Raw genomic sequence first — 24405 nt, forward strand, 5'->3', positions numbered from 1 at the left:
AGGTACGCCCATGAGCACCGACATCGAGACCCGCCGCGCCGCCCTCCGCGAGCGCTACCTGCGTCCCGTCGGCGAGCGACCCGCGTCCACCGCGCGCGGGCTGCACCACACGGCGCTGCTGTCGAGCGACGTCGAGCGGACCGTGGCGTTCTACCAGGACGTCCTCGGCTTCCCGCTCACCGAGCTGATCGACAACCGTGATTACCCCGGCTCGTCGCACTTCTTCCACGACATCGGGAACGGCAACCTGCTCGCGTTCTTCGACTTCCCCGGCCTCGATCTCGGGCCGTACGCCGAGGTGCTCGGCGGGCTGCACCACGTCGCGATCAGCGTCGACCCGGCCCGCTGGGAGGAGCTCGTCGCCCGCCTGGCCGACGCCGGGGTCGAGCACGAGGTGCACAGCGGCGTCTCGGTGTACTTCCGCGACCCCGACGGCGCGCGCATCGAGCTGATCTCCGACCCGCTCGGCGAGATGTACGGGCACCAGGTGCTCTAGCGGGTCGGCACCGGGACCCGGTCGCCGCACGAGGCCACCGGCGCCGGCCGCGGCGGGATGGCCCCGACGATCACCAGCGCGACGATCGCCGCCCCCGCGCCGAGCAGCATGACCAGGACGAAGGCCCTCTCGGTGGGCACGCCGGCGGTCGTCACGAGCGAGGCCAGCAGCACGCCGGCGATGGCGCTGGCGAACGACGTGCCCAGGGCGCGCATGAGGTTGTTGAGACTGTTCGCCGCCGCGGTCTGCTCGACCGGCACGGCGGCCATGATCAGCGAGGGCATCGCGCCGTAGGACAGGCCGATGCCGCAGGCGATGACGATCGAGCTGATCACCAGCTGCCAGACGTCGGCGTGGAGCACGGCCCCGACGCCGTAGCCGACGGCGACGACGAGCGCGCCGAGCATCAGCGTGGTGCGCGGACCCGAGGCGGCGCTGATGCGCGCGGACACCGGCGACATCGCCATCATGCACAGCCCGCCGGGCGCCAGCACCAGGCCCGCGACGAGGATCGACTGCCCGAGCCCGTAGCCGGTCGAGGTCGGCAGCTGCAGCAGCTGCGGGTACACCAGCGACATCGCGAACATCGAGAAGCCGAAGACGATCGACGCGGTGTTCGTCAGCAGCACCTGACGACGCCGGCTGACGCGCAGGTCGACCAGCGGCTGGCGGGTGCGCAGCTCCCACCAGCCCCAGGCCAGCAGCACCACGGCCGCGACGACGAAGAGCGTCACGATCCGCGCGCTCCCCCAGCCCCAGGTGCCGCCCTTCGAGACCGCGAGCAGCAGGGACACGAGCGCGACGGCGAGCCCGATCGCCCCCACGACGTCGAAGCGCCCGCCGGCGCGCTGCGCCGACTCGGGCACGAGGGCGAGCACGCCGATCAGCACGAGGACACCGAGACCGCCGGCCGCCCAGAACAGGACGTGCCAGTCGGTGGCCTGGGCGACGAACGCGGCCAGTGGGAGCCCGAGGGCGCCGCCGACGCCGAGCGAGGCGCTCATGAGCGCCGTCGCGGAGCCGAGGCGCTCGGGCGGGAGCTCGTCGCGCATGAGGCTGATGCCCAGCGGGATCAGGCCGGTGGAAAGGCCCTGCAGCGAGCGTCCCACGATGAGCGGGACGAGCGAGGTGGACAGCGCGGCCACCACCGATCCGCTGATCAGCATGACCAGGCAGAACACCATCATGCGGCGCTTGCCGAGCATGTCGGCGAGCCGCCCGACGACGGGCGTCGCGACCGCGGCCGTGAGCAGCGTCGAGGTCACCACCCAGGCCGTGTCGGCCGCGGGCGCCCCGAGCAGGCGGGGGAACTGCGGCACCAGCGGCACGACCAGCGTCTGCTGCAGGGAGACCGTGATCCCCGCCGCCGCGAGCACCGCGACGAAGACCGGGGCGCGGCGCGGTCCGGCGGCGGACGGCACTGCCGTGGTTGCCGAGGACACGTCGCTCAATTTAAAGCACCCGATTGACAAACGCGAGGTGGGGTCGTTCACTCGGTGCCGTGCCCGCCAAGGCCCGGACCGACCGCAACGCCCACACCCGGACGGCCATCCTCGACGCCGCCGAGCGCCTGTTCGCCGAGCACGGCGTCCACGGGGTGTCCAACCGGCAGGTGGCCGACGCCGCAGGCCAGGGCAACACCGCGGTGGTCGGCTACCACTTCGGCACCAAGGCCGACCTCGTGCGCGCCATCGTGCGGCGCCACACGACGGCGATCGAGCGCACGCGCGAGGAGATGGTCGAGCAGGTCGCGGGCAGCGACGACCTGCGCGACTGGCTCGCGTGCCTCGTGCGCCCGGCGTTCGACCACCTCGCCACGCCGGGTTCGCCGACCTGGTACGCCCGCTTCGGCGCGCAGGTGATGACCGACCCGGCGCTGCGCGAGATCCTCGTCGACGAGTCACTGTCGTCGCCGGCGCTGCTGCGCATCCTCGACGGGCTGCACGCCTGCCTGCCGAGCCTGCCCCCCGCGGTGTTCCGCGAGCGCGGCGACGTCGCGCGCCACCTGCTCGTGCACGTCCCCGTCGAGCGCGAGCGCGCCCTCGCCGACGGCACCCCCACCACCCGGGCGACGTGGGCCGACACCGCCACCGGCCTCGTCGACGTGCTCGTCGGCGTCTGGCTCGCGCCCGTGACCGCCACCGCTCACCACCAGGCCGCGGACCACCCGACGCCAGACCAGGAGCCCGTGTGACCCCCTCCCCCGGCACCACCACCCCCCTCGATCTCCGGCGCACCGGCTTCGGCCCCGCCCCGGACGCCGAGGAGCTGCGGAACGGTGCCGGGATCGCCCGGGTGCCGACGCCGTTCGGCCCGCCGGCGTGGTTGCTGACCCGGCAGGCCGACGTCCGCCGGATGCTCGGCGACGCCGACACGTTCGCCAACGGCTGGACGCCCGAGGACCTCGCGGGTGACGACGGTGCTGTGCGCCGCGACCCCCGCCAGCTCTCCGGGGACCGCACCGGCAACCTGCTCTCGCTCGACCCGCCGGAGCACACGCGGCTGCGCAAGATGCTCGCCGGCGAGTTCACCGTGCGCCGCATGCGCCGCCTGGAGCCGCGGATCGTCGAGATCGTCGACCACCACCTCGACGCCCTCGAGCGTTCCGGCGCGCCCGCCGACCTCGTCGCGCAGTACGCGCTGCCGATCCCGTCACTCGTCATCTGCGAGCTGCTCGGCGTGCCGCCGGGCGACCAGGACGAGTTCCAGGCGCGCACGAGCGCCCAGCTCGACACGGGTCTGCCGGAGGAGCGGCGGGTGGCGCTCGCCGCCGAGGCCCTGGCCTACATGCAGACCCTGGTGGCCCGGGCGCGGCGGGACCCGGGCGACGACCTCATCGGCATGCTCCTGCGCGAGCACACCGACGACCTCACCTCCGACGAGCTCGTCGGGATCGCGAACCTGCTGCTGGTCGCCGGGCACGAGACCACGGCCAACATGCTCGGTCTCGGCACGCTCGCCCTGCTCCGCCACCCCGAGCAGCTCGCCGCGGTGCGCGACGACGACGACGCGGTGGCGCCCGCCGTCGAGGAGCTGATGCGCTGGCTGTCGATCGTCTCGAGCGGCTCGCCGCGCCTCGCGCTGCGCGACGTCGAGATCGAGGGCGCGACGATCCACCGCGGCGACCTCGTGGTGTTCAATCTGCCGGCCGCCAACCGCGACCCCTCGGTCGTCGACGACCCCGACCGCCTCGACATCACCCGGGACGCCCCGCCGCACGTCGCCTTCGGGCACGGCGTGCACCACTGCCTCGGCGCGCCGCTGGCCCGGATGGAGATGCGGATCGCCTTCCCCGCCCTGCTGCGCCGCTTCCCGACGCTGCGCCTGGCGATCCCCGACGACGAGGTCGCCTGGGCCACCGAGCACGCCATCCACGGGCTGGAGCGCCTCCCCGTCGCGTGGTGAAGGGTGCGGGGGACGCTTCGGTTTCGAAGCTTCCGCCGCGGGTCGGGACCGGCCCCTCAAAGCGACGACCAGAAGTCCACGAGCACGCGGGCGGCCTGGTGCGGGTCCTCGGCCAACCACCAGTGCCCCAGGCCGTCGAGCACCGCGACGCGCGCACCCGCGCGCTCGGCCATCGCGCGGCGCTGGGCCTCCGTGCCCACGACGTGGTCGCCGGTGGCGATCACGGCGAGTCCGGGACGCCGTGCGGCCGCCGCCAGCCCCGCGCCCTCGGAGGCCATCCGTGGCGGCACGAGGGAGCGGTAGTGCGTGAGGATCGCGCGCCCCATGGCCTCGTCCTGACCCGCGACCACCTCCTTCGCCACCACCTCGGGCATCCCGCGACCGACGAGCACCGCCACCACGGCCTCCACGTCGCGGTCGGGGCCGAAGCGCTCGGCCACGTCGGACTCGCCGACGCCCGGCGTCTGCCAGCGCTGGGCGAGCTCGTGCCAGACGTAGTCGGGCGCGAAGCTCCCGATGACGTCGCTGACCCAGCTGCGCAGCAGGTCCGGCCGGGTCATGGCCACCCGCAGCGTGTGGCCGCCGCCGAGGTCGTGGCCGACGAGGTCGACCGGGCCGTGCTCCGCGACGATCGCCTCCAGCTCGCGGACGAGCCAGTGGCGGTAGGCCTCCGGGGTCGCCGGGAAGTCGTCGGGCAGCGGCGCCCCGAAGCCGGGCGGGGAGAGGCGCACCACCTGCTCCCTCGGCACCCCGAGCGTCCCGAGCACCGACAGCAGGGGGTCCCAGACCGCCGCCGTCTCGGGGTTGCCGTGGACCAGCACCGTCGTCATGCCGCCCCCGTCACCGGCACGGTCGGCTGGAGGACCGCCTCGACGAGCGCCTCGGCGCGCAGGTGCTCGATCTGCTGGTAGGCGGGGTCGCGGATCATCGCGACGAAGTGCTCCCGGCTCGGGTAGCGCACCAGGAGCACCATGTCCCAGGCCTGGCCCTCCTCGGCCGCCAGGGCGCGTCCGCCCTCCCCGAGGTAGGTGATCTGCACGCCGTACCGCGCGCTCACCGCCCCCACCGCGTCGACGTAGCGCTGGTAGCTCTCCCGGCCGCCGTCGGGCCGGAAGCGCAACAGGTTCAGCATCACCACGGGCTCGCCGGGATCCTCCGCCAGCAGGGTGTCCAGGGCGCTGTCCTCGAACTCGATCACTGTGTGTCCTCTCGTCGAGAGCCACCCTCACATACTTGTCGGATGACACGCAAGTGATGCGCTACGCTCCCCGCCATGCCCACCCAGCAGGAACGTCGGGAGCGCACCGAGGCGGCGCTCGTGGCCGCGGCCGCCGAGCTGGTCGTCGAGTCCGGGGTCCGCGCGCTCACGCTGGCGAAGGTCGGGGAGCGGGCCGGGTACAGCCGCGGGATCGTCACCCACCAGTTCGGCTCCAAGCAGGGCCTCGTCGACGCCCTCTCCCGCGCGATCCAGGGCGGTTTCGTCCCGGGCCTCGAGGAGATGCCGCCGGGCCTCGAGCGGCTGCTCGCGCTCGTCGACGGGTACCTGCACGCGCTCACCGGCCTCGGCACCGCCAACCGCGCCTTCCTGCTGCTCTGGGCCGAGGCCGCGACCGCCTCCGAGCTCGCCGCGACGTTCCGCGAGCGCGACCGCGGCTTCCGCGCCGACCTCCGCGAGGACGTCGAGGCCGGCGTCGCCGCGGGCCACATCCGCCCGGACACGGACCCGGACGCCGTCGCCGTGGCCGTCGTCGGACAGCTGCGCGGCATCGGCATGCAGCGCCTGCTCGACCCCGAGGGCGTGGACACCGAACGCCTGCGCGCGCAGGTGCCCGCCCAGTGGCGCCGCGCGCTGCAGCCCGGCTGACCGGCGCCCCTTCAGCTCCGCTCCAGGTCCGGCCGGGATCATGGCCGCGTGCGAGGGGCCGAGCGGGGGACGACGGGATGACGACAGCGACCGTCGAGGGCCTCACCGAGGCCCGGGCGCGCGAGCTCGCGCGGGAGGGGAAGGCGAACGCCCCGGTCTCCGGCTCCGGGCGCACCACCGCGCGCATCCTGCGCACGACCGTCTTCTCGTTCTACAACAACACGCTCTTCGTCATCGGGTTCGCGCTGCTCGCGCTCGGGCGCTACAGCGATGCGCTGGTCAGCGTGGGTCTCGGCATCATCAACGCGGCCCTCGCGGCGTTCCAGGAGCTGCGGGCCAAGCGCCAGCTCGACCGGCTGCAGCTCCTCGCGCGCGAGCCCGTGACGGTGGTGCGCGACGGCGCGGACCGGTCGGTGCCCCCGTCCGAGGTGGTCGTCGGCGACCTCGTGCGCCTGCGCAGCGGCGGGCAGATCGTGGTGGACGGGCCCGTGGTGGCCGGCCGTCTCGAGGCCGACGAGTCCCTGCTGACCGGCGAGTCCGACCCGATCGCCAAGGCGGTCGGCGACCCTCTGCTCTCGGGCAGCTCCTGCTCCGGCGGCGAGGGACTGCAGCGCGCCGAGGACGTCGGCGTCGACAGCCACGCCGGCCGGCTGACGATCGCCGCGCGCGAGGACACCACCGGACTCACCCCGCTGCAGCGGCGGGTCGACCTGGTCGTGCGCCTGCTCATCCTGCTGGTCCTGCTGATGAGCGGCGCGATCCTCGCCCAGGCCGCGCTCGACGGGTCGACGGTGCTGCGCTTCGTGCAGACCTCCGCGGTGCTCTCGGGCCTCGTGCCCTACGGCCTGTTCTTCCTCGTCGCCGTCGCCTACGCGGTCGGGGCCGCGCGCATCGGCGGGCGCGGGGCGCTCGTGCAGCAGACCAACGCCGTCGAGGCGATCAGCCGCGTCGACGTCGTGTGCACCGACAAGACCGGCACGCTGACCAGCGGGCGGCTCGCGCTGGTGGAGGTCGTGCCCGCGGGGGGCGACGAGGCGGGCGCGCGGGCGCTGCTCGGGACCTTCGCCCGCTCGGTGGCGAGCACCAACGCCACCACCACCGCTCTCGCCGCGGACACCTCGCTGCCCGGCGAGCCCGCCGAGGTGCTCGACGAGGTCGAGTTCCGCTCGTCGCTGCGCTGGAGCGGGATCACGCTCGCCGACGGCACCGCCCTCGTCCTCGGCGCGCCGTCCACGGTACGTCCCGCCCTGGCCGACGCCGCGGTGGTCTCCGAGGACGCGGTCCGCCGGCGCACGGGCGAGGGCCTGCGTGTGCTCGTGCTAGCGCGCGGGGAGGGCGCGCTCCACGACGCCGACGGACGGCCCCGGCTGCCGCGCCTGCGCGCGGTCGCGCTCGTCGCGCTGGCCGACGAGCTGCGCGAGGGCGTCACCGACGTCCTCACCGGCCTCGCCGCCGAGGGCGTCGCGGTCAAGGTCGTCTCCGGCGACGACCCCGACACCGTCGCCGCCCTCGCCCGCCGCGCGAGCCTCGACGCGCCCGCGATGGCCGGGCCGGCGCTCGCCCGGCTCGAGGGCCCCGACACCGACGCCTTCGACGAGGCCGTCGACACCCACGGGGTCTTCGGGCGGATCGCCCCGGAGCAGAAGGAGCAGATCGTCGCGTCGCTGCGCCGCCGCGGGCGCCAGGTGGCGATGGTGGGCGACGGCGTCAACGACGCCCGCGCGCTCAAGCGTGCGCAGGTCGGGGTGGCGATGCGCTCGGGCAGCCCGGTGACCCGGGACGTCGCCGACATCGTGCTGCTCGACGACTCCTTCGCCACCCTGCCCCCGGCGCGCACCGAGGGCCGCCGGATCATCGCCGGCGTCGGCTCGTCGATGTACCTGTTCCTGTCGCGGGTGGCGACGCAGATGCTCGTCATCCTCACCGTGACGCTGCTCGGTCTCGGCTTCCCCTACACGCCCACGCAGGTGGGGCTGACGCTGTTCACCGTGGGCGTGCCGACCTTCTTCCTGACGCTGTGGGCCCGTCCGAAGCCGCCCGACGACGACCTGCTGGCGTCGCTGGCACGGTTCGTCATCCCGGTCGGCGTGCTCACCGCCGGCTACGCCACGGCGATCTACGCCTACCTCTACCGCCGGATCGCCGACGGCTTCACCGGCACACCGTTCCCGCAGGCCATCACCCTGTTCGAGCAGTACACCGGGCTGACCTACGGGGTGGACGCCGACTTCGTCGAGGCCTCGGCCACGCTCGGCGCGCAGTCGGCGATGTCGGTGTTCGTCTCGAGCACGGCGATCGTGCTGATCCTGCTGCTCGAACCCCCGCATCGGATCTTCACGGCCTGGGCGCCGGTGAGCAGCGACCGCCGCCCCACCTGGCTCGCGCTGGGCCTGTTCGCCGCCTTCGCGGTCGTGCTCGTCGTCCCGGCCACCCGGGAGTACTTCGGGCTCACCGCGCCCGACCCGCCCGTCGTGGAGATTCCCGCGATCGCCCTGGTGCTGTGGTTCGTCACGCTGAGCGTCGCGCTGCGGTACCGGGTGCTCGAACGCGTCCTCGGCCTCCGCCCGCGACCGGCCCCGATGGCCCCGACCACTCCCTGACCGGACGAGCGCTGCCCCGATCCGGTGCTTTCTCGGTACAGGCCCCCCTCACGTGGCGACCACGGCGTGATCTGGACCACCATCGCGGGTGCCGTGTTCAGTCCGTGAGCGACGGCTGTCCCTCCGTACTCGTCCGGTACGCCCCGAGTGGTCCCGAGTACGGCCCCGGTGGTGGATCAGGAGGTCCCCGCCCATGTGGCACCTGCACTGGCGTGCTGACGCGCGCCACCCCCCCGGCGTCGACACCGTCGACGGTGGGAGCACGACCGGCACCGACGGCCGGCCCGGGCGTCGTCGGCGCGCGAGCGGCTCGACGCCGTCGCGCGGCACGTTCCAGCACGTCCGGAGCGACACCCCCGACGCGGCCAAGGCCGCCGACGTCCCCGAGTCGGTGCGTGTCCGTGGTCGCTGACAGAGGTGCTGACAGGGCCGCTGACAGGGCCGCCGGCCTCGACGCCGACACGCTCGCCTTCACCCTCGCCGACCCCGGCGCCGAGACCTGCCGCGAGGTCGCGCGGGCCCTCGCGCCGTACACGCGTCCGGACCGCGGGCTCGTCCTGTCCGGCTCCGCGGCCGCGGCGCTCGCCGAGGTCTTCCGGCGGCTCGCCCGCGACGGCGAGGTGCCCGACGTCGCGGTCCGGGCGGCCCGGCGGCTCCTCACCGACCTCGCCGGGGCCGGGAGCGGGGCCGAGGACCGGACGCGCGCCGGGACCTCGACGGGCACGGCCCCCACCCCGCGGTCACCGGGCGACCGGGACCCGGAGGTCCTGGCCGCCCGGTGACCGGGGCGCTCACACCGGGGTGATCTCGACCCGCGTGTCCGAGAACGTCGGTGCGTTGCCGAGGTCGGCGAAGGCGAACGGGTTGACCGCGTTCACCGTGCTGCCGTCCTTGGCGTTCTTCGCCCACGAGCCCATCGGGCACACGACGACGCCGACGGAGACCTCGTCGGAGACGTCGGCGAGCGCGACGAACCGGCCGCGGTCGTTGGACACCTCGACGTAGCGCCCGTCGGTGATGCCGCGCGCCTCGGCGTCGGCGGGGTGGATGGTCACCTTCTGCTCGCCCTGGACGCGCTTCTGCATCGCCTGGTCGCCCGCGCTGGAGTTGATGTAGGCGTGCGACTTCGGCGAGAGCAGGTTCAGCGGGTAGACCTCGCCGGTCTCGCGCGGCGCGATGTAGTGCGGCAGCGGGTCGACGGTGCCGCCGGGCTGGAACTCCTCGCAGAGCTGCCGGAACAGCGGGACGACGAAGTTGCCGGCCGCCTCGAGCGCCGACGAGCGGAACTCGGTCTTGCCCGACGGGGTCGGGAAGTTCCCCTCGGCGTGCGGGGCGTATGCGTCGGGGCCCGGCAGGTTCAGCCGCGCCCACCCCGTCTCGCGCAGCGAGTCGAGGGTGATGCCCTCCATCGCCGGCGCCGACCAGTCGTAGGCCTGCGCCAGCAGCTCCTCGTCGGTCAGGCGGAAGTACTCGTCGTCGAAGCCCATCCGTGCCGCGAGCCGCCGGAACAGCTCGGTGTTGGGGATCGACTCCCCCTCCGGCTCGACGGCGGGGACGTTGAGGGTGACGTAGAAGTGGCCCCAGCTGAACATGAGGTCGTGCTGCTCGAGCTGGGTCGTCGCGGGCAGGACGATGTCGGCGTAGCGCGCGGTGTCGGTGAGGAAGTGGTCGCTGACCACCGTGAACAGGTCCTCGCGGGCCAGCCCCCGCGCGATCTTCTCCTGCTCGGGGGCCACGACCATGGGGTTCGAGTTGTAGACCATGAGCGCGGTGATCGGCGGGTCCAGCGCTCCGTCGGTCCCCGGCGCTCCGCTCGCCCCGGTCTCCCCGGTGAGCGCCTGCCCGAGCAGGAACTGGTTCACGACCCGCGTGCCCGGGGTGGCGAGCTCGGGGTGGATGAACGCCGGCCAGTTGACCGGGTGCGCCCAGAGCGGCAGCTGCAGCAGACCGCCCCCGACGTGGCGCCAGGCGCCGACCAGCGCGGGCAGGCAGGCGAGCGCCCGCACGGTCTGGCCGCCGCCCGCGTGACGCTCGATCGCGACGCCGATGCGGATGACGGCCGGGTCCGTGGTGGCGTACTCGCGGGCGAGCGTCCGGATGTCCTCGGCGGGGATGCCGGTCTCCTGCGACGCCCACTCCGGGGTGGCCGTGCGCACGCGCTCGGCGAGCTCGTCGAACCCGACGGTGTGGTCGCGGACGTACGCCTCGTCGTGCAGCCCCTCGCTGATGATCACGTTCATCATCGCCAGGGCGAGGGCGCCGTCGGTACCGGGCCGCAGCGGGATGTGCCAGTCGGCGCGCTGCGCCGTGCGGTGGCGCACGGGGTCGATGCAGACGACCTTCGCGCCGCGCTTCTGGGCCTCGGCGATCACCGGCCAGAGGTGCAGGTTCGTCGAGATGGTGTTCGACGCCCAGATGATGATGTAGCGCGCGTGGACCAGGCTCTCGGGGTCGACGCCCGCCGTCGCCCCGATCGTGGCCACGTGCGCGGTGCAGGAGCCCGAGTCGCAGTACGTGCGCTCGGTGATCGTCGCGCCGAGCTTGTTGAAGAAGGCGTCGCCCACCGACAGGCCGTTGAGGATGCCCTGGGTGCCGAGGTAGCTGACCGGCATGACGGTCTCGGGGCCGTGCTCGGCGATCCTCGCCCGAAAGGTGTCGGCGATGGTGTCCAGCGCCTCGTCCCAGGAGATCTCCTCGAACCGGCCGCTGCCCTTGGGCCCGGTGCGCCGCAGGGGGTGCAGCACGCGGTCGGGGCTGTAGGTCTTCTCCTGGTAGTTGTTGACCTTCACGCACAGCCCGCCGCGGGTGAGCGGGTGCTCCGGGTCGCCCGCGACCTTGGTCGCGCGGCCGTCCTCGACGGTGACGAGCATGGCGCAGGTGTCGGGGCAGTCGTGCGGGCACGCGGCACGCACGGTGGTCGTGGTGGGCGTGATCGGCAGGTCGTCCAGTGCGGTCACGGGCGCTCCCCGGGTCGGCGCGAGTGGTGGTGCCTCGCTGTGGTGGTGGTCCGGGCGGTCGGCGACGACCGTCACACCGGAGCCTGGCCGCGCCCGGGGTCGGGCGCTTGTCGCTGCGCGACGGATCGGGCACGCGGGGTTTGACCACGACCTGGTGGGCTTCTAGCGTCGGAGGACTTCGTCGAGCACCTCTGCGAGCCGCCCGTGGCGACCACCACCCGCCCCGTGGGCCCGTTCCCACGGGCCCGCGCGGTGGCGCACGTCCCGGACGCCACCGACGTGCACGGGGCGACCGATCGCCTCGACGGCTGGCGCGACCTGATCCGCGAGCACTTCGTCGCCCTCGACGTGAACGCCCAGCGGGACACCCCGTTCGACGGCGCCGTGCGCAGCAGCCTCGTCGGGCACCTCGCGGTGGCGACGGTCGACTCGACCGACCAGGAGTGCGTTCGCACGCCCGGCCTGGCACGCTACGATCCCGACGACTACCTGCAGGTCGGCCTCATCGCCCGGGGTCACGCCGTGGTGCGCCAGGACGGCCGGGAGGCCCCGCTGGGCCCCGGGGCCTGGTCGGTCTACGAGACGGGACGCCCGTTCGCCTGGAGGTTCCACGGACCGTGGCGGATGCTGGTCTTCACCTGGCCCCGCGACCTGCTCGGCATCTCCCCCGACACCTCCCGCGCCGCCACGGCCCGGGCGCTCGGCGGTGACCGCCTCGGCGGGATCGTCGGCCGGACGCTCGCGGACGTCGTCGCCGCGCCGCCGGAGCTCTCCCCCGCCGCGGCCGAGCGCCTGGCGACCGAGCTGGGCGACCTCGTCGGCACGGTGGTGGGCGAGGCGCTGCGTCGCGACGAGATCACGGGGACCCGCGGGGCGGCCGATCTGCGCGCCCGCGTGGAGGCGTTCGTCGCCGAGCACCTCGAGGACCCCGACCTCAGCCCCGAGACGATCGCCCGCGCCCACTTCGTCTCGACCCGCCAGCTGCACCGCGCCTTCGCCGACGCCTCGACGACGGTGAGCCGCCTGGTGCGCCGGCGGCGCCTCGAGCACGGGCGCCGCGAGCTCGCCGACCCGCGCCTCGCCGGTGTCTCGGTCACCGACGTCGCGCTGCGCTGCGGCTTCGGCGACCTCGCCTCGTTCAGCCGCGCGTTCAAGGAGACGTTCCACGAGCCGCCGAGCACCTTCCGCCGTCGTCACGGGGCGTGACCGCTCTCTCGCGGAGAAAATTGTCGGTCGTCGCGGAACATCCCCAGCTCCTCGCGTCGTCACAGCGCCGAGAGCCCACCAGCCGGGCACCGCGAACAGACCGAGAGTGAGCAGACCATGAGCGCCGAGACCTACTCCTTCACCAACGGCACCGTCTACCACGCCGACGGCACCGTGGCCGGCACCTACACCACCGACGCCGCCGGCAACATCGACTCCGTGTCCACCGACGAGGACGGCAACGGCGCCGTCGACACCGTCATCGCCGACACCGACCACAACGGCTCCTTCGAGTCCGCCGTGGTCGACACCGACGCCGACGGCTACGGCGAGGTCGTGCTGGTCGACACCGACAACGACGGCGACTTCGACACCTCCGCGGTCGACACCAACGCCGACGGCACCTTCGAGACCACCGCCTACGACCCCAACGGCTTCTGACCCACGTGCGTGATCTTCTGAGCCATAGCTCAGAAGATCACGCACGTAGGGCCCGGCAACGGCTCACCCCGCGGGCCCCGGGGAGGGGACCGGCCGGTAGGTTCCTCCGCGCCAAGCACGGTGGTTGAGACGATCACGCCACCGGTGGAGCTCCCCGGCGTGCCCTCGTGCCGCCCGGGGCGAGTCCCCGGGAGTGAACGCATGCCCGTCGTCGGCGACCCCCGTCCGTCCGCCGTCCCGGACCCCGGGCTCAACGTGGTCGCGGGCGCGATCGGCCGGCTCGGCGAGGCACCGCCCGACACCGACGCGACGGACCGCATCCTGTGGGCGGCCACGGGGCAGGCGCTGTCCGCCGCCCCGGGTGTCGCCGGGCGCGGCCTCACGGTCCTGCGCGACGGCACCCCGACGTCGATCATGCGTGACCGGGCCCCCTTCAGCCGCCTCGAGCAGGTCCAGTACGCCGCGGAGACCGGCCCGGTCCCGGTCGCGCTGCGCGAGCACCGGGTCGTGGCCGTCGACACCCGCGCAGCGCGGTCCTGGGCGCCCTACGCGTCCTGCGCGGAGGAGCTCGGGGTCCGCTCCTGCCTGGTCGTGCCGCTCTCGGCCGCCGGCGAGGTGCTCGGCAGCCTGAACCTCTACGCCACCGATCCCGACGCCGACCTGCGCGCGGCGGTACCGATCGCGCGGCTGGCGGCCGACCTCGCCTCCACCGCCCTCGCCGCCGTCGCCCGCCACGCCGCGATGGCGAAGCTGGCCGAGGAGCTACGCACCGCGCTGGAGTCGCGCGCGGTCATCGAGCAGGCGAAGGGCCTGCTCATGGCGCGCGGCACGAGCGACGGCGAGGCCTTCGCGCGGCTGCGGAAGCTCTCCCAGAACCACAACATCAAGCTCCGAGAGGTGGCCGCGCTCGTCGTCGACCTGGCCCGGCCGTGAGACTCAGGGCGACGAGAACGCGAACCCGGGATAGCCGTCGGCGGCGAGCTGGTCGCAGTGCTGCCGGTAGGCCCCCACGCCGCCGATGTACGCCATGAACACCCGCGGCTTGCCGGGCACGTTGGAGCCCATGTACCAGGAGTCCGCCTGCGGGTAGAGCGTGTAGTCGCCGACCTCGCGGACGTGGTCGGTCCAGGCCCGCTCGGCCTCGTCGGTGGACTCGACGACGGTGTCCCCGCGCTGGTGGGCGTGGTGGACGGCGTCGGCGACGAAGTCCACGTGCTGCTCGATCGACACCATCATGTTCGACAGCACCGACGGGCTGCCGGGCCCGGTGATCGTGTAGAGGTTCGGGAACCCGGCGACCTGCAGGCCGAGGTGGGAGACGGGGCCGTCGGCCCACTTGTCGGTGAGCGCCCGGCCCGCCCGCCCGCGGATGTCGATCGCGGCCAGCGACCCGGTCATGGCGTCGAACCCGGTGGCGAACACGAGGTCGTCGACCTCGTACTCCCGCTCGGCGGTGCGCATGCCCCGCTCGGTGACCCCGGTCAGCGGGGTCTTCTTCAGGTCGACGAGGTGCACGTGCTCGCGGTTGAACGTCGCGTAGTACCCGGAGTCGAGGCAGGGCCGCTTCGTGCCGAACGGGTGGTCACGCGGGCACAGTGTCTCCGCGGTCTCCGGGTCGTCGACGATCTCGCGGATCTTCTCGCGGACGAACTCGGCGGCGGTCTCGTTGGCGGCGGCGTCGACGATGCTGTCGGTGTACGAGGTGAGCAGCCCGACCAGGTTGCGCCCCCAGGTCGACTCGTACTGCGCGCGGCGCTCCTCCGGGTCGACCTCCAGCGCCGACCGCGTGGCCTCCGGCACGGGGACGCCGAAGCCCGACTCCCGCGCCGCCCGGCGGTGCTCGGGATAGGTCTGCTTGCGCTGCGCCTGGGCCTCGTCGGAGAGCGGGGCGTTGTTCGCCGGCATGCTGAAGTTCGCCGTCCGCTGGAAGACCGTGAGGTCGGCGGCCTCGTCGGCGATCAGCGGGATCGCCTGGATGCCCGAGGAGCCGGTGCCGATCACAGCGACGCGACGGCCGGTGAAGTCGACGCCCTCGTGCGGCCAGTGCGCGGTGTGCAGGGTCCGTCCCGCGAACCGGTCGATGCCCGGGATCTCCGGCAGCTTCGAGGTGAACAGGCAGCCGGTCGCCATCACCAGCTGCTCGGTGTCCCACCGTTCGCCCGACTCCGTCGTCACGGTCCAGCGGCCCTCGGCGTCGCGGAAGTGCGCCGATGCGACGCGGGTGTCGAGCCGGACGCCGTCGCGCAGGCCGAAGCGGTCGGCCACGTGGTGGACGTAGCGCAGGATCTCGGGCTGGGTCGGGTACTTCTCCGACCAGTCCCACTCCTGCTCGAGCTCCGGGGAGAACGAGTAGGAGTACTCCATGCTCTCGACGTCGCAGCGCGCGCCCGGGTAGCGGTTCCAGAACCAGGTGCCGCCGATGTCCCCGCCGGCCTCGAGCACGACGGCGTCGAGCCCGAGACCGCGGAAGCGGTGCAGCATGTAGAGCCCGGACAGGCCGGCGCCGACGACGAGGGCGTCGACGCGCCGCACGGCGGCGTCGGGGCGGGTGGACTGCGTGAGGGTGTCGGTCACTGCGGTCACCTCCGGGGTGAGCGGGCCCTGCTGCGGACGGCGGGGCTCAGGACGTCAGGTGCGCGATCTGCTCGACGACGAAGTCCATCCCGACGGCGGCGCCGGGCAGGGTCAGCAGGGTGAAGAAGCCGTGCATCTGGCCGGGGACGAGCAGCGTCGCGACGGTGGTCCCGGCCTCGGCGAGGCGGTCGGCGTAGGCCTGGCCCTCGTCGCGCAGCGGGTCGTGCTCGGCGAGCAGGACGGCCGCGGGGGGCAGCCCGCCGAGGTCCTCGGCGCGCAGCGGCGACGCGTCGGGCTCGCCCCGCTGCGCCGGGTCCGGGGCGTAGTGGCCCCAGAACCAGATCATGGCGGCGCGGCTGACGAGCAGCTGGTTGGCGGGGTCGACGTACGACGGCCGGTCGACGTTCGCGTCCGTGACGGGGTAGACGAGCACCTGCCCGGCGAGCGACGGACCGCCGGCGTCGCGGGCGCGGCGGGCCACGATGGCGGCGAGGTTCCCGCCCGCCGAGTCGCCGGCGACGACCACCGGGACGCGCGCGCCGGCGAGCGTCTCGACCTGCTCGTCGACCCAGCGCAGCGCCGACCACGCGTCGTCGACCGCGCTCGGGTACCGGTGCTCGGGCGCGAGCCGGTAGTCCACGAGCACCACGACGCAGCCGGTGCGCACGGCGAGGGTGCGCCCGAGCGTCTCGACCTCGTCGAGCGCCCCGATCACCCACCCGCCGCCGTGGTAGTAGACGACGACGCCGCGCAGCGTGCCCCCGGGCACGATCACCCGCACCGGGACCGGCGCGTCGGCCGGCTCGACGACGTGCTCGACGTCCGGCCCCGGCCCGTACATCTCGGCCAGCGCCGGCCCGAGGCTGCGGGCCTGCTCCGGGGTCATGTCACTGATCGGGGGGAGGCCGCTCTCCCCCAGCTGCGTCAGCAGCGCCGTGCTCGCCTCGTCGAGAGCCATGCACCCGTCCCTTCGCTACCAAACGGCCGTTAGTTTAGGTGGACGTGGTCCCGCTCACAACGGGTCGGCCCCACCGTGCGTGCCCGGTCACCGCCGCCCGGCCGTCGCCGTGCCGCAGGGCGAAGGCCCCGTCGTCGTACGACACGGGCGTGACGACGTCGCCTGCGACCACCGTCGCGCGGAAGCGGGCGTCGAACCCGAGCAGCGCCGCGTCCGGGTGGCGGGCGGTGAGGAAGCCCAGCGCGTAGGCGAGGTTCGCCGGGCCCTGGTTGACGCACGCCCGCCCGAACCCCAGCGCGGCCGCGGCGTCGGGGTCGAGGTGGATGGGGTTGGGGTCGCGCAGCAGCAGGGCCATCAGCTTCATCTCGTCCGCGCGGACGGTGAGCGGCTCGCCGCGGTGCTCGGGACCGGTAGGCGCGTGCGTCCCGGTCCGCGGGCCCTCCGGCGGCGCCGTCACGTCACGGCGTGGCAGCAGGAAGCCGTAGGTCGCGGTGAGCACCGGGGCCCCGTCGCCGCGGACGAGGTCGAGCACCACCTCGACCTCGTCGACGACGCCGAGCACGCGGGAGCGGCGGCGCCGGACCGTGGTGACGCCACCCTGCACCTCGTGGTCGACGTCGAGCACCAGGGGACCCGCGCACCGGGCGCCGAACGTGCCGAGCAGCGGGCCGGCGTCCAGCGGGCAGCCGAGGGTCTCGAACAGCGCCGCGAGGGTCAGGCCCATGCCCCGCTGCGGGGCGAGGAACGCCCAGATCGGGTGCGGGCGCGGCGACCGGGGCGACCGCACGGCGTCGTGCAGGAGCAGGCTCTCGTAGCCCTCGACCCGGCAGGTGCCCCCGGGCAGCCGGAGGCCTGCGAGGTCCTCGGGCGCCGTCACACGCGGCTCGCCGGGCGCGGCGCCTCGGTGATCCCGGCCGCCGCCAGCTCCTCGGCGATCCGCGCCCGGAGCACCACCTTCCGGATCTTGGTGCCGGACATCGGCCACTCCGCGACGAAGCGCACGTAGCGCGGCACGCGGAAGCTCGCGATGCGCCCGACGCAGTGCGCGATGAGCTCCTCGGCGGTGGCGGACGCCCCGGAGGCGAGCTGCACGAACGCCGCCGGCACCTCCACGTAGCGCGCGTCCGGGGCGGCGACCACGGCGACCACCCCGACCGCGGGGTGCGTGAGCAGATGGTTCTCGATCTCGGCGGCCGAGACGTTCTCGCCGCCGACCTTGAGCATGTCCTTGAGCCGGGAGCGGAACGTGACCCGGCCGTCGGCGTCGACGGTGACGACATCGCCGGTGTGCACCCAGCCCTGCGCGTCGATGGTCGCGGCCGTCGCCTCGGGGTCGCGGAAGTAGCCGTCGAACGCCGTCGGACCACGGAACAGCAGCTCACCGGGGGTGTCGGACGGCAGGTCGGCGCCGGTGTCCTGGTCGACGACGCGGACCGCCATGCCCGGCATCGGGTGGCCGCCGGTGGTCAGCCGCGCCTCGAGCGGGTCGTCGAGGCGGCCGAGGGCGAGGAACGCGGACGACTCGGTCATCGCCACGCAGGAGACGTGCACGGCCTGCGGCACCCGCGCCGCCATCGCCCGCAGCCGCTCGGGGACACCGACGGCCATGACGAGCCGGAGGCGGTGCAGGTCCCGCTCGGGCCAGTCGGGCCGGTCGAGCACCGGCAGCCAGATCGTCTCGAAGGCCGCGAGCGCCACCGTGATCCGCTCGGCCTCGAGCAGGGCGGGGGTGGCCGCGGGGTCGAAGTGCCCGGGGTGGACGAACGCGGCGCGCGCGGTGAGCGCGGCGACCGCGAACGTGATCCCGCCGCCGTGGAAGAGCGGGATGGCGGTCCAGATCCGGTCCGCGGGGGTGAACGCCATCCGCTCCGCGATCCCGGCCGCGAGCCGCACCAGCGCCTCGTGCGAGAGCAGCGCGCCCTTCGGCGCGGCGGTCGTGCCGGAGGTGTAGACGAGCACGGCGGGATCGCGGACGCGGGTGCCGGCCTCGGCGTGCGCGACGTCGGCGGCCTCCCCACCGGCGAGGTCGGCGAGCGTCACCAGCCCCCGCAGCTCCGGCGTCGGGCCGCTCTCGACCGCGCCGCGGGCGAGGTCGGCGAGGTCGGGGGCGCCCGGCGCGGGCCCCTCCCGGACAGGCGCAGCGGTCACCAGGAGCGCGGCGCCGGAGTGCACGACGACGTGGCGGACCTCGTCGGGCCGGTAGCGGGCGTTGACCGGCACGGCGACCGCCCCGACGCGCGTCACGGCGAGCAGCAGGGCGACGAGGTCGGCCGAGGCGGGCAGCAGCAGGGCCACCCGGTCGCCCGCCGTCACGCCGAGCGCGAGCAGCGCGGCGGCGTGGCGCACGGAGCGCTCCGCGAGTGCGCCGACGGTCAGGCGCTCGCCGTCGGCGAACACCAGCGCCTCGGCGTCGGGCTCGGCCGCCGCGGACTCGTCGACCAGCTCGAAGAGCGTGGTGACCCGCGGTCTCACGGCCGGCTCGCCGTCTCGACGGTCGCGCCGCCGTCGTGCACCACCGGTAGCGACGTCTGGGCCCGCGAGGCGATCGTCGGCAGGTACTCCGGCTCGCCCTCGACCCGCAGCCCCGGCAGGCGGCGCAGCAGCGTGCCGACGGCGATCCGGGTCTCGATACGGGCGAGCTGAGCGCCGATGCAGGCGTGGACGCCGCGCCCGAACGCGATGTGGGTGGCGCGGGAGCGCGCGAGGTCGACGGTGTCGGGCTCGGCGAACCGCTCGGGGTCCCGGTTGGCCCCGCAGAGCACGAGGTAGACGCGCTCGCCCGCCCGGATGGTGCGCCCGCGCAGCTCGTGGTCCTCGATCACCCAGCGGACCAGCACCTTGATCGGCCCCACGAGCCGCAGCGCCTCCTCGACCGCCGGGGCGACGAGCGCCGGGTCGTCGCGCACCCGGTCGCGCAGCGCCGCGTCGGCGGTGAGCAGGCGGACGGCGTTGGCGATGGCGTTGGTGGTGGTCTCGTGCCCGGCGAACAGCAGCAGCGCGCACATGCCGACGAGCTCGTCGTCGGAGAGACCCGCGCCGTCCGACCGGTCGTCCCCCGTGATCATCGCCGAGAGCATGTCGCCGCCCGGCTCGCGGCGGCGGTGCGCGACGAGAACGCGGAAGTACTCGGCCATCTCCTCCAGCCCGCGCAGCGCCCGCTCGTGACGGTCCGGGCGCGCGTCGCCGCCGGCACCGAACGCGACGAGGGCGAGCTCGTCGGACCAGGAGCGGAACCGGTCGCGGTCCTGGGGCGGGGCGCCGAGCATCTCGGCGATGACGATCGCGGGCAGCGGGTAGGCGACGCCCGCGACGAGGTCGGTCCCTCTCTCGGCGAGGAACGTGTCGACGAGGTCGTCGACCAGCGTCTGGATGCGCTCCTCCATCGCCGCGATCTGCTGCTGCTTGAAGGCCGCGCCGGCGAGGCGCCGCAGCCGCGTGTGGGCGGGCGGGTCGGTGACGACCATCCACTCGCTGATCAGCCCGAGCATCTCCTGCGACGCGTCACCCGACGGCTTCTCCCGCGCCGACATGAGCGGGCGGACCCGGTCCGACGAGAGCGCCGGGTTCTTGAAGGCCGCGACGACGTCGTCGAAGCGCGTGACGAGCCAGGCGCGGTGGGTCGGGCTCCAGTGCACCGGGTCGTGGGCGCGCAGGACCGCGGCGGCCCCGTCGGGATCGGCCACGGCCTCCGGGGTCAGCAGGTCGTCGGGCAGCTCGGCCGACTCGAGACGGCTCACGATGTACCTCCCACCGGGACGGGCGCCGCGGCACCGACGTCGACGAGGCCCGGGCGCAGCACGTCGGTGACCAGCTCGAGGTGCCGGTCGACGACCTCGGCCGGCAGCCCGCCGAGGTCGGCGAAGCAGAAGACGTGGGCGACCGGGAAGCCCTCGAGCGCGGTGAGCTGCTCGCGGACCACGGCGACGGCGTCCTCACCGGTCAGGACTCGCAACCTCGGGAACGTGGTGTCGCCGGGCTTCGCGGCCGCGTCGTCGTTGCCCTGGTAGGACTCCCGGTTGCGGCGGGCGGCGGCGCGGACCTCGGCCTTCGCGGCGTCCGGGTCGTCGGCGAGCAGGACGTTCACCAGGCCGCCGAGCCGGCCCTGCTCCCGCGGCCACCCGCCGGCGGCGAGCCCCTCGGCGTACGGGGCGACCAGGGCCGGGTCGAGCCAGAGCAGCCCGGCGCCGACCCGTCCCGCCAGCCGGGCCCCGCGGGGACCGCGCGCGCCGACCCACGTGGGCAGCGGGTCCTGCACGGGCGCCGGCGTCACGGTGCCGTCGGCCCACAGCCCGGGCAGGCGGCGCAGGTGGTCCTCGAGCGTCGTGTAGCGGGCGCGGTGGTCGGCGCCGACCCGCGCGAACTCCTCGGCCCGCCAGCCCGCCCCGACGCCGAGCTCGAGCCGGCCGCCGGAGACGAGGTCGACCACCGCCGCCTGCTCGGCGAGGGTCTCGACGGGGAGCATCGGAGCGATCACGACGCCGGTGCCGATCCGCAGGGTGTGCGTGCGCGCGGCGATCGCGGCGGCGGCGGTCAGCGGCGCGGGGAGGTAGCCGTCGGCGAACCCGTGGTGCTCGGTGACCCACGCGGCCTCGAGCCCGCGCCGCTCGGCGTCGGCGACACGGTCGAGCGTGCGGCGGTAGACGTCGGCGCCCGTCGCGCCCGGCGGTATGCGCAGGTCGAGGTAGAGCCCGACCCTGGTCGTCGGGCTCACCGCGTGGCCCCCGCGGGCGTGAGGGCGCGCAGGAGCCCGAGGCGGTCGCGCACGACGTGCCCGGCGACGACCCGCCCCCCGTCGACGACGACCACCGCCGCGGCGTGGAGCGTCGCGGGCGCACCGACGTGCTCGTCGGCCCCGTCGAGGCCGCCGCGGAACGCCCCCGAGACCGTCACGTGGACCGCGGCCCGGTCCCCGGCGCTGAACAGGTCGTCGACCACCACGGCGTCGGGCTCCACGAGCGTCGCGGGGTGCCGGCCGTCGTCCACGACGACGTCGCTGAGCGTCGGCATCCCCTGCTCCGCCCACGCCCGCGCGGCGCGTTCGGTGCCGGCGTCGGGCTCGCGGGCCACGGTGTCCCAGGGCGCCGGGGCGGGCGGGGGCACCGTGTCGGGCACGCCGCCGGCGAGCTGGCGGCGGCGGGCGAGGTAGTCCTGCTCGACGCGGTTGGCGGTCAGCCGACGCCCGTTCCAGGCGTACAGCCCAATCCCGCCCCACACCGCGACGGCCCCGCCGTGGCGCACCGAGGCGCCGTGCTCGGAGAAGCGCATGGCGAGGCGCTCGCCGTTGCTCACCACCTCGTGGACCGTGAGCCCGAGCCCGGGGAACTGCTCGAGCTGCTTGCGCGTCGCGGGCTTGTAGGCCTCGTCACGGCCGGCGACGACGTGCGGGCCCATGCGCAAGACGTAGTCCGGCTCCATGATCTCGTCGCAGACGGCGAGGTCGTGGGAGTTCGTGTAGTCGACGACGTAGCGGCGCATCAGGGCCACGAAGGGGTCCATCAGCGTCCCTCGAACCGCGGCGCGCGCTTCTCGGTGAACGCGGCGATGCCCTCGGCGGTGTCGGCGGTCTCCTGCAGCATCGTCACCGCCTCGAGCGAGTAGCCCGTCTCGCCGCGGTCGACCCCGCGATTGATCATCTGCTTGCCGACGCGCACGGCCAGCGGCGCGGCGCGGGCGATGCGCTCGCCCAGCGCGACGGCCTCGTCGAGCAGCGTGTCGTGCGGCACCACCCGCTGCACCAGGCCGATGCGCTCGGCCTGCGCGGCGTCGACGCGCTCGCCGGCGAGCACCATCCATTTCGTCCAGTGCCGGCCCATCACCGCGGGCCCGCGCAGGACCCCGAAGCCGGGCACGAGGCCGATCGCGCTCTCGGGCATCGCGAAGCTCGCGCGGTCGGAGGCGAGCACCAGGTCGCAGGCAAGGGCGAGCTCGCAGCCGCCGCCGAACGCGTAGCCGTTGACGGCGGCAACGACGGGCAGCGCGCACTCCTCCACCGCCGCGAACGTGCGCAGGCAGTCGGCCTGGAACGCGCGCTTGGCCGCCGCGCCGTCGAGCTCGCCGAACCCGGCGATGTCCCCGCCGGCGGAGAACGCCTTGTCGCCGGACCCGGTGAGCACCACCGCGCGCGTCGTGCCGTCCGCCTCGAGGCGGGCGAGGGCCTCGCGCATCTGGGGCCAGAACGCCTCGGTGAGCGCGTTGTGCTTCTCCGGACGGTCGAGGTGGATCACCGCGACCGGGCCGTCGGCCTTCACGGTGATCTCGGTGTACTCCGTCATTCCCGACCCCCCCGGTGGCCCACCCGGTGCGGCCGCTCCCCCCAGGCGATCTCGATGCTCGTGGCGATCACGTGCCGCGTCGCGGCCGGCGCGATGACGTCGTCCAGCGACAGGTGCGCCGCGGCCTCCCACGGCTCGGACTCCGCGACCCACTCGGCCGTGAGCTCGGCGGCCCGGGCGTCGCGGGCCTCCGGGCCCTCGTCGGCGAGGAGCCGGTCGAGGGCACGGCGGTGCACGGTGCGGATGCCGGTCTCGGGGGCCATGAAGCCCATCTCCGCCGTGGGCCAGGCGTAGAGGAAGTCGGGCCCGGTCGGGCGCCCGCCCATGGCGAAGTGCCCGCCGCCGTAGGCCTTGCGCAGCACGACCCCGACCCGCGGCACCGACGCCCGCGCGATGCGCGAGACGGTGCGCTCGTAGGCGTGCAGGATGCCGGAGCGCTCGGCCTGGCTGCCGATCATCAGGCCCGGGACGTCGTGCAGGAACACCAGTGGCAGCCCGAACGTGTCGCACAGGTCGACGAAGTCGTGCTCCTTGGCCAGGGAGTCCGCGTCGAGCGCTCCCGCGCGCACGAGCGGCTGGTTGGCGACGATCCCCACCGGCCGGCCCTCGATGCGGGCCAGCGCGCAGAGCAGGCTCGGCCCCCACCCGTCGGCCCAGGGCAGCACGGACTCCGCGTCGGCGACGGCGGCGAGCACCTCGCGCATGTCGTAGCCCGCGCGGGCGCCGGTGGGGACGACGTCGGCGAGCTCGGCCGGGTCGCGGGCCGGCGCCACGGGCTCCGACGCCGGCGCCGGGAGCGCGGCGTTCGAGGGCAGGTAGGACAGGAACGCGCCGAGGGCGTCGAGCGCGTCGGCCTCGGTGTCGACGACGAGGTGGGCGTTGCCGGCGGCCGTCGCGGCCTCGGCCCCGCCGAGCTCGTCGTCGGTGACGCGCTCGCCGATCGCGGGCTCGACCACCGACGGCCCGGACAGGGCCACGGACGACCCGCGGGTCATGACGACGTAGTGGGCGGTGGCGGCGTGCAGCGCCGAGTCGCCGTAGGACGGGCCGAGGACCGCCGCGGCCCGCGGCACCGCGGGACTGCCGTCGGTGGCGCCGAGGAAGGTGGTGAAGTCGAGCGGGAGACCCGAGAACCGCCAGCCCATGACGTCGGGCATCCGTCCGCCGTCGGCGTCGCAGAGCAGCACGAGCGGGAAGCCGCCGTGCTGGGCGTGCTCGATGAGCCGGCCCTGCTTGCGCATGCTGATCGGCGCCGTGGTGCCGGCGACCGCGGTGGCATCGATCCCGATGACGCCGACCCGCCGCCCGTCGAGCGTGCCGAACCCGGTGACCACGGCGTCGCCGGGCACCGGCTTCTCGCGGCGGATCTCCGGCTCGGCGAGCGCGCCGATCTCGAACCAGGTGCCGGGGTCGACGAGCGCCGCGACCCGGTCGCGGACGACCATCCGGCCCGACGCCCGGAGCTTCGCGACCGCCTGCTCGCCGCCCATCGCCTCGGCGGCCGCCCGCCGGCGGGCCAGCTCGTCCATCGCCTCGGTCATGCCGGACCGGGTGGCGTCCTGCGCGGGGGTCTGCCCGTGCGGCACCGGCCCCTGGCCGTTGGCGACTGGCACCGTTCCTCCCGCGTGACGT

At 74.7% G+C, this 24405-nt stretch carries 23 protein-coding genes; 10 read left to right on the forward strand and 13 right to left on the reverse strand.

Going from position 1 to position 24405, the window contains the following annotated elements; genetic code table 11:
- Positions 1 to 10 precede the first annotated feature (10 nt).
- On the forward strand, positions 11 to 496 hold the full coding sequence (locus tag OG774_RS14000) for a VOC family protein (RefSeq protein ID WP_328310374.1): 486 nt from the start codon (positions 11 to 13) through the stop codon (positions 494 to 496).
- On the opposite strand, the gene OG774_RS14005 is transcribed toward OG774_RS14000, so the two are convergent.
- A complete protein-coding gene (locus tag OG774_RS14005; RefSeq protein WP_328310376.1) occupies positions 493 to 1938 on the reverse strand; it encodes an MFS transporter in 1446 nt (481 codons plus the stop codon). The genes OG774_RS14000 and OG774_RS14005 overlap by 4 nt on opposite strands.
- A 59-nt stretch (positions 1939 to 1997) precedes the next feature.
- On the opposite strand from OG774_RS14005, the gene OG774_RS14010 reads away from it, so the two are divergent.
- Positions 1998 to 2690, forward strand: a complete 693-nt coding sequence (locus OG774_RS14010; protein ID WP_328310378.1) for a TetR/AcrR family transcriptional regulator — start codon at positions 1998 to 2000, stop codon at positions 2688 to 2690.
- Positions 2687 to 3901 (forward strand): cytochrome P450, encoded by a 1215-nt coding sequence (locus OG774_RS14015; protein WP_328310380.1) that lies wholly within the window; start codon positions 2687 to 2689, stop codon positions 3899 to 3901. The genes OG774_RS14010 and OG774_RS14015 overlap by 4 nt, the downstream gene beginning before the upstream one ends.
- A 56-nt stretch (positions 3902 to 3957) precedes the next feature.
- Here OG774_RS14015 and OG774_RS14020 read toward each other — a convergent pair whose 3' ends face one another.
- Positions 3958 to 4731, reverse strand: coding sequence for an alpha/beta fold hydrolase (locus OG774_RS14020; RefSeq protein WP_328310381.1), 774 nt, complete (start codon positions 4729 to 4731; stop codon positions 3958 to 3960).
- On the reverse strand, positions 4728 to 5099 hold the full coding sequence (locus tag OG774_RS14025) for a DUF1330 domain-containing protein (RefSeq protein WP_328310382.1): 372 nt from the start codon (positions 5097 to 5099) through the stop codon (positions 4728 to 4730). The genes OG774_RS14020 and OG774_RS14025 overlap by 4 nt, the downstream gene beginning before the upstream one ends.
- Before the next feature lie 75 nt (positions 5100 to 5174).
- Between OG774_RS14025 and OG774_RS14030 the strand changes: the two genes are divergently transcribed.
- The 4 genes from OG774_RS14030 to OG774_RS14045 all read left to right on the forward strand — a co-directional run bounded on the left by OG774_RS14030 (position 5175) and on the right by OG774_RS14045 (position 9147).
- A complete protein-coding gene (locus tag OG774_RS14030) occupies positions 5175 to 5765 on the forward strand; it encodes a TetR/AcrR family transcriptional regulator (RefSeq protein WP_328310384.1) in 591 nt (196 codons plus the stop codon).
- Between the two features lie 77 nt (positions 5766 to 5842).
- Entirely contained in the window at positions 5843 to 8365 is a 2523-nt protein-coding gene (locus tag OG774_RS14035) for an HAD-IC family P-type ATPase (RefSeq protein WP_328310386.1), read from the forward strand.
- Positions 8366 to 8558: 193 nt separating this feature from the next.
- Entirely contained in the window at positions 8559 to 8777 is a 219-nt protein-coding gene (locus tag OG774_RS14040; protein ID WP_328310388.1) for a hypothetical protein, read from the forward strand.
- Positions 8767 to 9147, forward strand: a complete 381-nt coding sequence (locus OG774_RS14045; protein ID WP_328310390.1) for a hypothetical protein — start codon at positions 8767 to 8769, stop codon at positions 9145 to 9147. The genes OG774_RS14040 and OG774_RS14045 overlap by 11 nt, the downstream gene beginning before the upstream one ends.
- Before the next feature lie 9 nt (positions 9148 to 9156).
- On the opposite strand, the gene OG774_RS14050 is transcribed toward OG774_RS14045, so the two are convergent.
- The gene (locus tag OG774_RS14050; RefSeq protein WP_328310393.1) at positions 9157 to 11322 is read right to left on the reverse strand and encodes a molybdopterin-containing oxidoreductase family protein; all 2166 of its coding nucleotides are present in this window, start codon (positions 11320 to 11322) and stop codon (positions 9157 to 9159) included.
- A 204-nt stretch (positions 11323 to 11526) separates the two neighbouring features.
- On the opposite strand from OG774_RS14050, the gene OG774_RS14055 reads away from it, so the two are divergent.
- From OG774_RS14055 to OG774_RS14065, 3 genes are all read left to right on the forward strand, one after another.
- Positions 11527 to 12528 carry a helix-turn-helix domain-containing protein gene (locus OG774_RS14055; RefSeq protein WP_328310395.1) on the forward strand — a complete coding sequence of 334 codons (1002 nt, stop codon included), beginning with the start codon at positions 11527 to 11529 and terminating at the stop codon, positions 12526 to 12528.
- A gap of 117 nt (positions 12529 to 12645) precedes the next feature.
- Positions 12646 to 12969, forward strand: coding sequence for a hypothetical protein (locus tag OG774_RS14060; protein ID WP_328310396.1), 324 nt, complete (start codon positions 12646 to 12648; stop codon positions 12967 to 12969).
- A 201-nt stretch (positions 12970 to 13170) separates the two neighbouring features.
- On the forward strand, positions 13171 to 13902 hold the full coding sequence (locus OG774_RS14065) for a GAF and ANTAR domain-containing protein (protein WP_328310397.1): 732 nt from the start codon (positions 13171 to 13173) through the stop codon (positions 13900 to 13902).
- 3 nt (positions 13903 to 13905) lie between these two features.
- Here the strand turns inward: OG774_RS14065 and OG774_RS14070 are convergent, their stop codons facing one another.
- The 9 genes from OG774_RS14070 to OG774_RS14110 are packed head-to-tail and all read right to left on the reverse strand — an operon-like array spanning position 13906 to position 24386.
- Positions 13906 to 15543: a flavin-containing monooxygenase gene (locus OG774_RS14070; protein ID WP_328310398.1), complete on the reverse strand. Its 1638-nt coding sequence runs from the start codon at positions 15541 to 15543 to the stop codon at positions 13906 to 13908.
- A gap of 46 nt (positions 15544 to 15589) precedes the next feature.
- Positions 15590 to 16501 carry an alpha/beta hydrolase gene (locus OG774_RS14075; protein WP_328310400.1) on the reverse strand — a complete coding sequence of 304 codons (912 nt, stop codon included), beginning with the start codon at positions 16499 to 16501 and terminating at the stop codon, positions 15590 to 15592.
- 34 nt (positions 16502 to 16535) lie between these two features.
- Complete coding sequence (locus OG774_RS14080) at positions 16536 to 17378, reverse strand: MaoC family dehydratase (protein WP_328310402.1); 843 nt, start codon at positions 17376 to 17378, stop codon at positions 16536 to 16538.
- Positions 17375 to 18973 carry a class I adenylate-forming enzyme family protein gene (locus OG774_RS14085; protein ID WP_328310404.1) on the reverse strand — a complete coding sequence of 533 codons (1599 nt, stop codon included), beginning with the start codon at positions 18971 to 18973 and terminating at the stop codon, positions 17375 to 17377. The genes OG774_RS14080 and OG774_RS14085 overlap by 4 nt, the downstream gene beginning before the upstream one ends.
- On the reverse strand, positions 18970 to 20238 hold the full coding sequence (locus OG774_RS14090) for a cytochrome P450 (RefSeq protein ID WP_328310406.1): 1269 nt from the start codon (positions 20236 to 20238) through the stop codon (positions 18970 to 18972). The genes OG774_RS14085 and OG774_RS14090 overlap by 4 nt, the downstream gene beginning before the upstream one ends.
- The gene (locus OG774_RS14095) at positions 20235 to 21212 is read right to left on the reverse strand and encodes an LLM class flavin-dependent oxidoreductase (protein WP_328310408.1); all 978 of its coding nucleotides are present in this window, start codon (positions 21210 to 21212) and stop codon (positions 20235 to 20237) included. Before OG774_RS14095 ends, OG774_RS14090 begins: the two co-directional genes overlap by 4 nt.
- Positions 21209 to 21997: an ester cyclase gene (locus OG774_RS14100; protein WP_328310410.1), complete on the reverse strand. Its 789-nt coding sequence runs from the start codon at positions 21995 to 21997 to the stop codon at positions 21209 to 21211. Before OG774_RS14100 ends, OG774_RS14095 begins: the two co-directional genes overlap by 4 nt.
- Positions 21997 to 22773 (reverse strand): enoyl-CoA hydratase/isomerase family protein, encoded by a 777-nt coding sequence (locus tag OG774_RS14105; RefSeq protein ID WP_328310412.1) that lies wholly within the window; start codon positions 22771 to 22773, stop codon positions 21997 to 21999. The genes OG774_RS14100 and OG774_RS14105 overlap by 1 nt, the downstream gene beginning before the upstream one ends.
- Positions 22770 to 24386: an acyl-CoA carboxylase subunit beta gene (locus OG774_RS14110; protein ID WP_328310414.1), complete on the reverse strand. Its 1617-nt coding sequence runs from the start codon at positions 24384 to 24386 to the stop codon at positions 22770 to 22772. Before OG774_RS14110 ends, OG774_RS14105 begins: the two co-directional genes overlap by 4 nt.
- Positions 24387 to 24405: the final 19 nt, after the last annotated feature.

Source organism: Actinomycetospora sp. NBC_00405, assembly GCF_036044095.1.
GTDB classification, from domain to species: domain Bacteria; phylum Actinomycetota; class Actinomycetes; order Mycobacteriales; family Pseudonocardiaceae; genus Actinomycetospora; species Actinomycetospora callitridis.

Bases quoted from the DNA above. Each gene is read 5' to 3' on its own strand.
- OG774_RS14000 (WP_328310374.1), top strand. From the start codon at position 11: ATGAGCACCGACATCGAGACCCGCCGCGCCGCCCTCCGCGAGCGCTAC.
- OG774_RS14020 (WP_328310381.1), bottom strand. From the start codon at position 4,731: ATGACGACGGTGCTGGTCCACGGCAACCCCGAGACGGCGGCGGTCTGG.
- OG774_RS14040 (WP_328310388.1), top strand. From the start codon at position 8,559: ATGTGGCACCTGCACTGGCGTGCTGACGCGCGCCACCCCCCCGGCGTC.
- OG774_RS14035 (WP_328310386.1), top strand. From the start codon at position 5,843: ATGACGACAGCGACCGTCGAGGGCCTCACCGAGGCCCGGGCGCGCGAG.
- OG774_RS14105 (WP_328310412.1), bottom strand. From the start codon at position 22,773: ATGACGGAGTACACCGAGATCACCGTGAAGGCCGACGGCCCGGTCGCG.
- OG774_RS14030 (WP_328310384.1), top strand. From the start codon at position 5,175: ATGCCCACCCAGCAGGAACGTCGGGAGCGCACCGAGGCGGCGCTCGTG.
- OG774_RS14075 (WP_328310400.1), bottom strand. From the start codon at position 16,501: ATGGCTCTCGACGAGGCGAGCACGGCGCTGCTGACGCAGCTGGGGGAG.
- OG774_RS14060 (WP_328310396.1), top strand. From the start codon at position 12,646: ATGAGCGCCGAGACCTACTCCTTCACCAACGGCACCGTCTACCACGCC.
- OG774_RS14100 (WP_328310410.1), bottom strand. From the start codon at position 21,997: ATGGACCCCTTCGTGGCCCTGATGCGCCGCTACGTCGTCGACTACACG.
- OG774_RS14065 (WP_328310397.1), top strand. From the start codon at position 13,171: ATGCCCGTCGTCGGCGACCCCCGTCCGTCCGCCGTCCCGGACCCCGGG.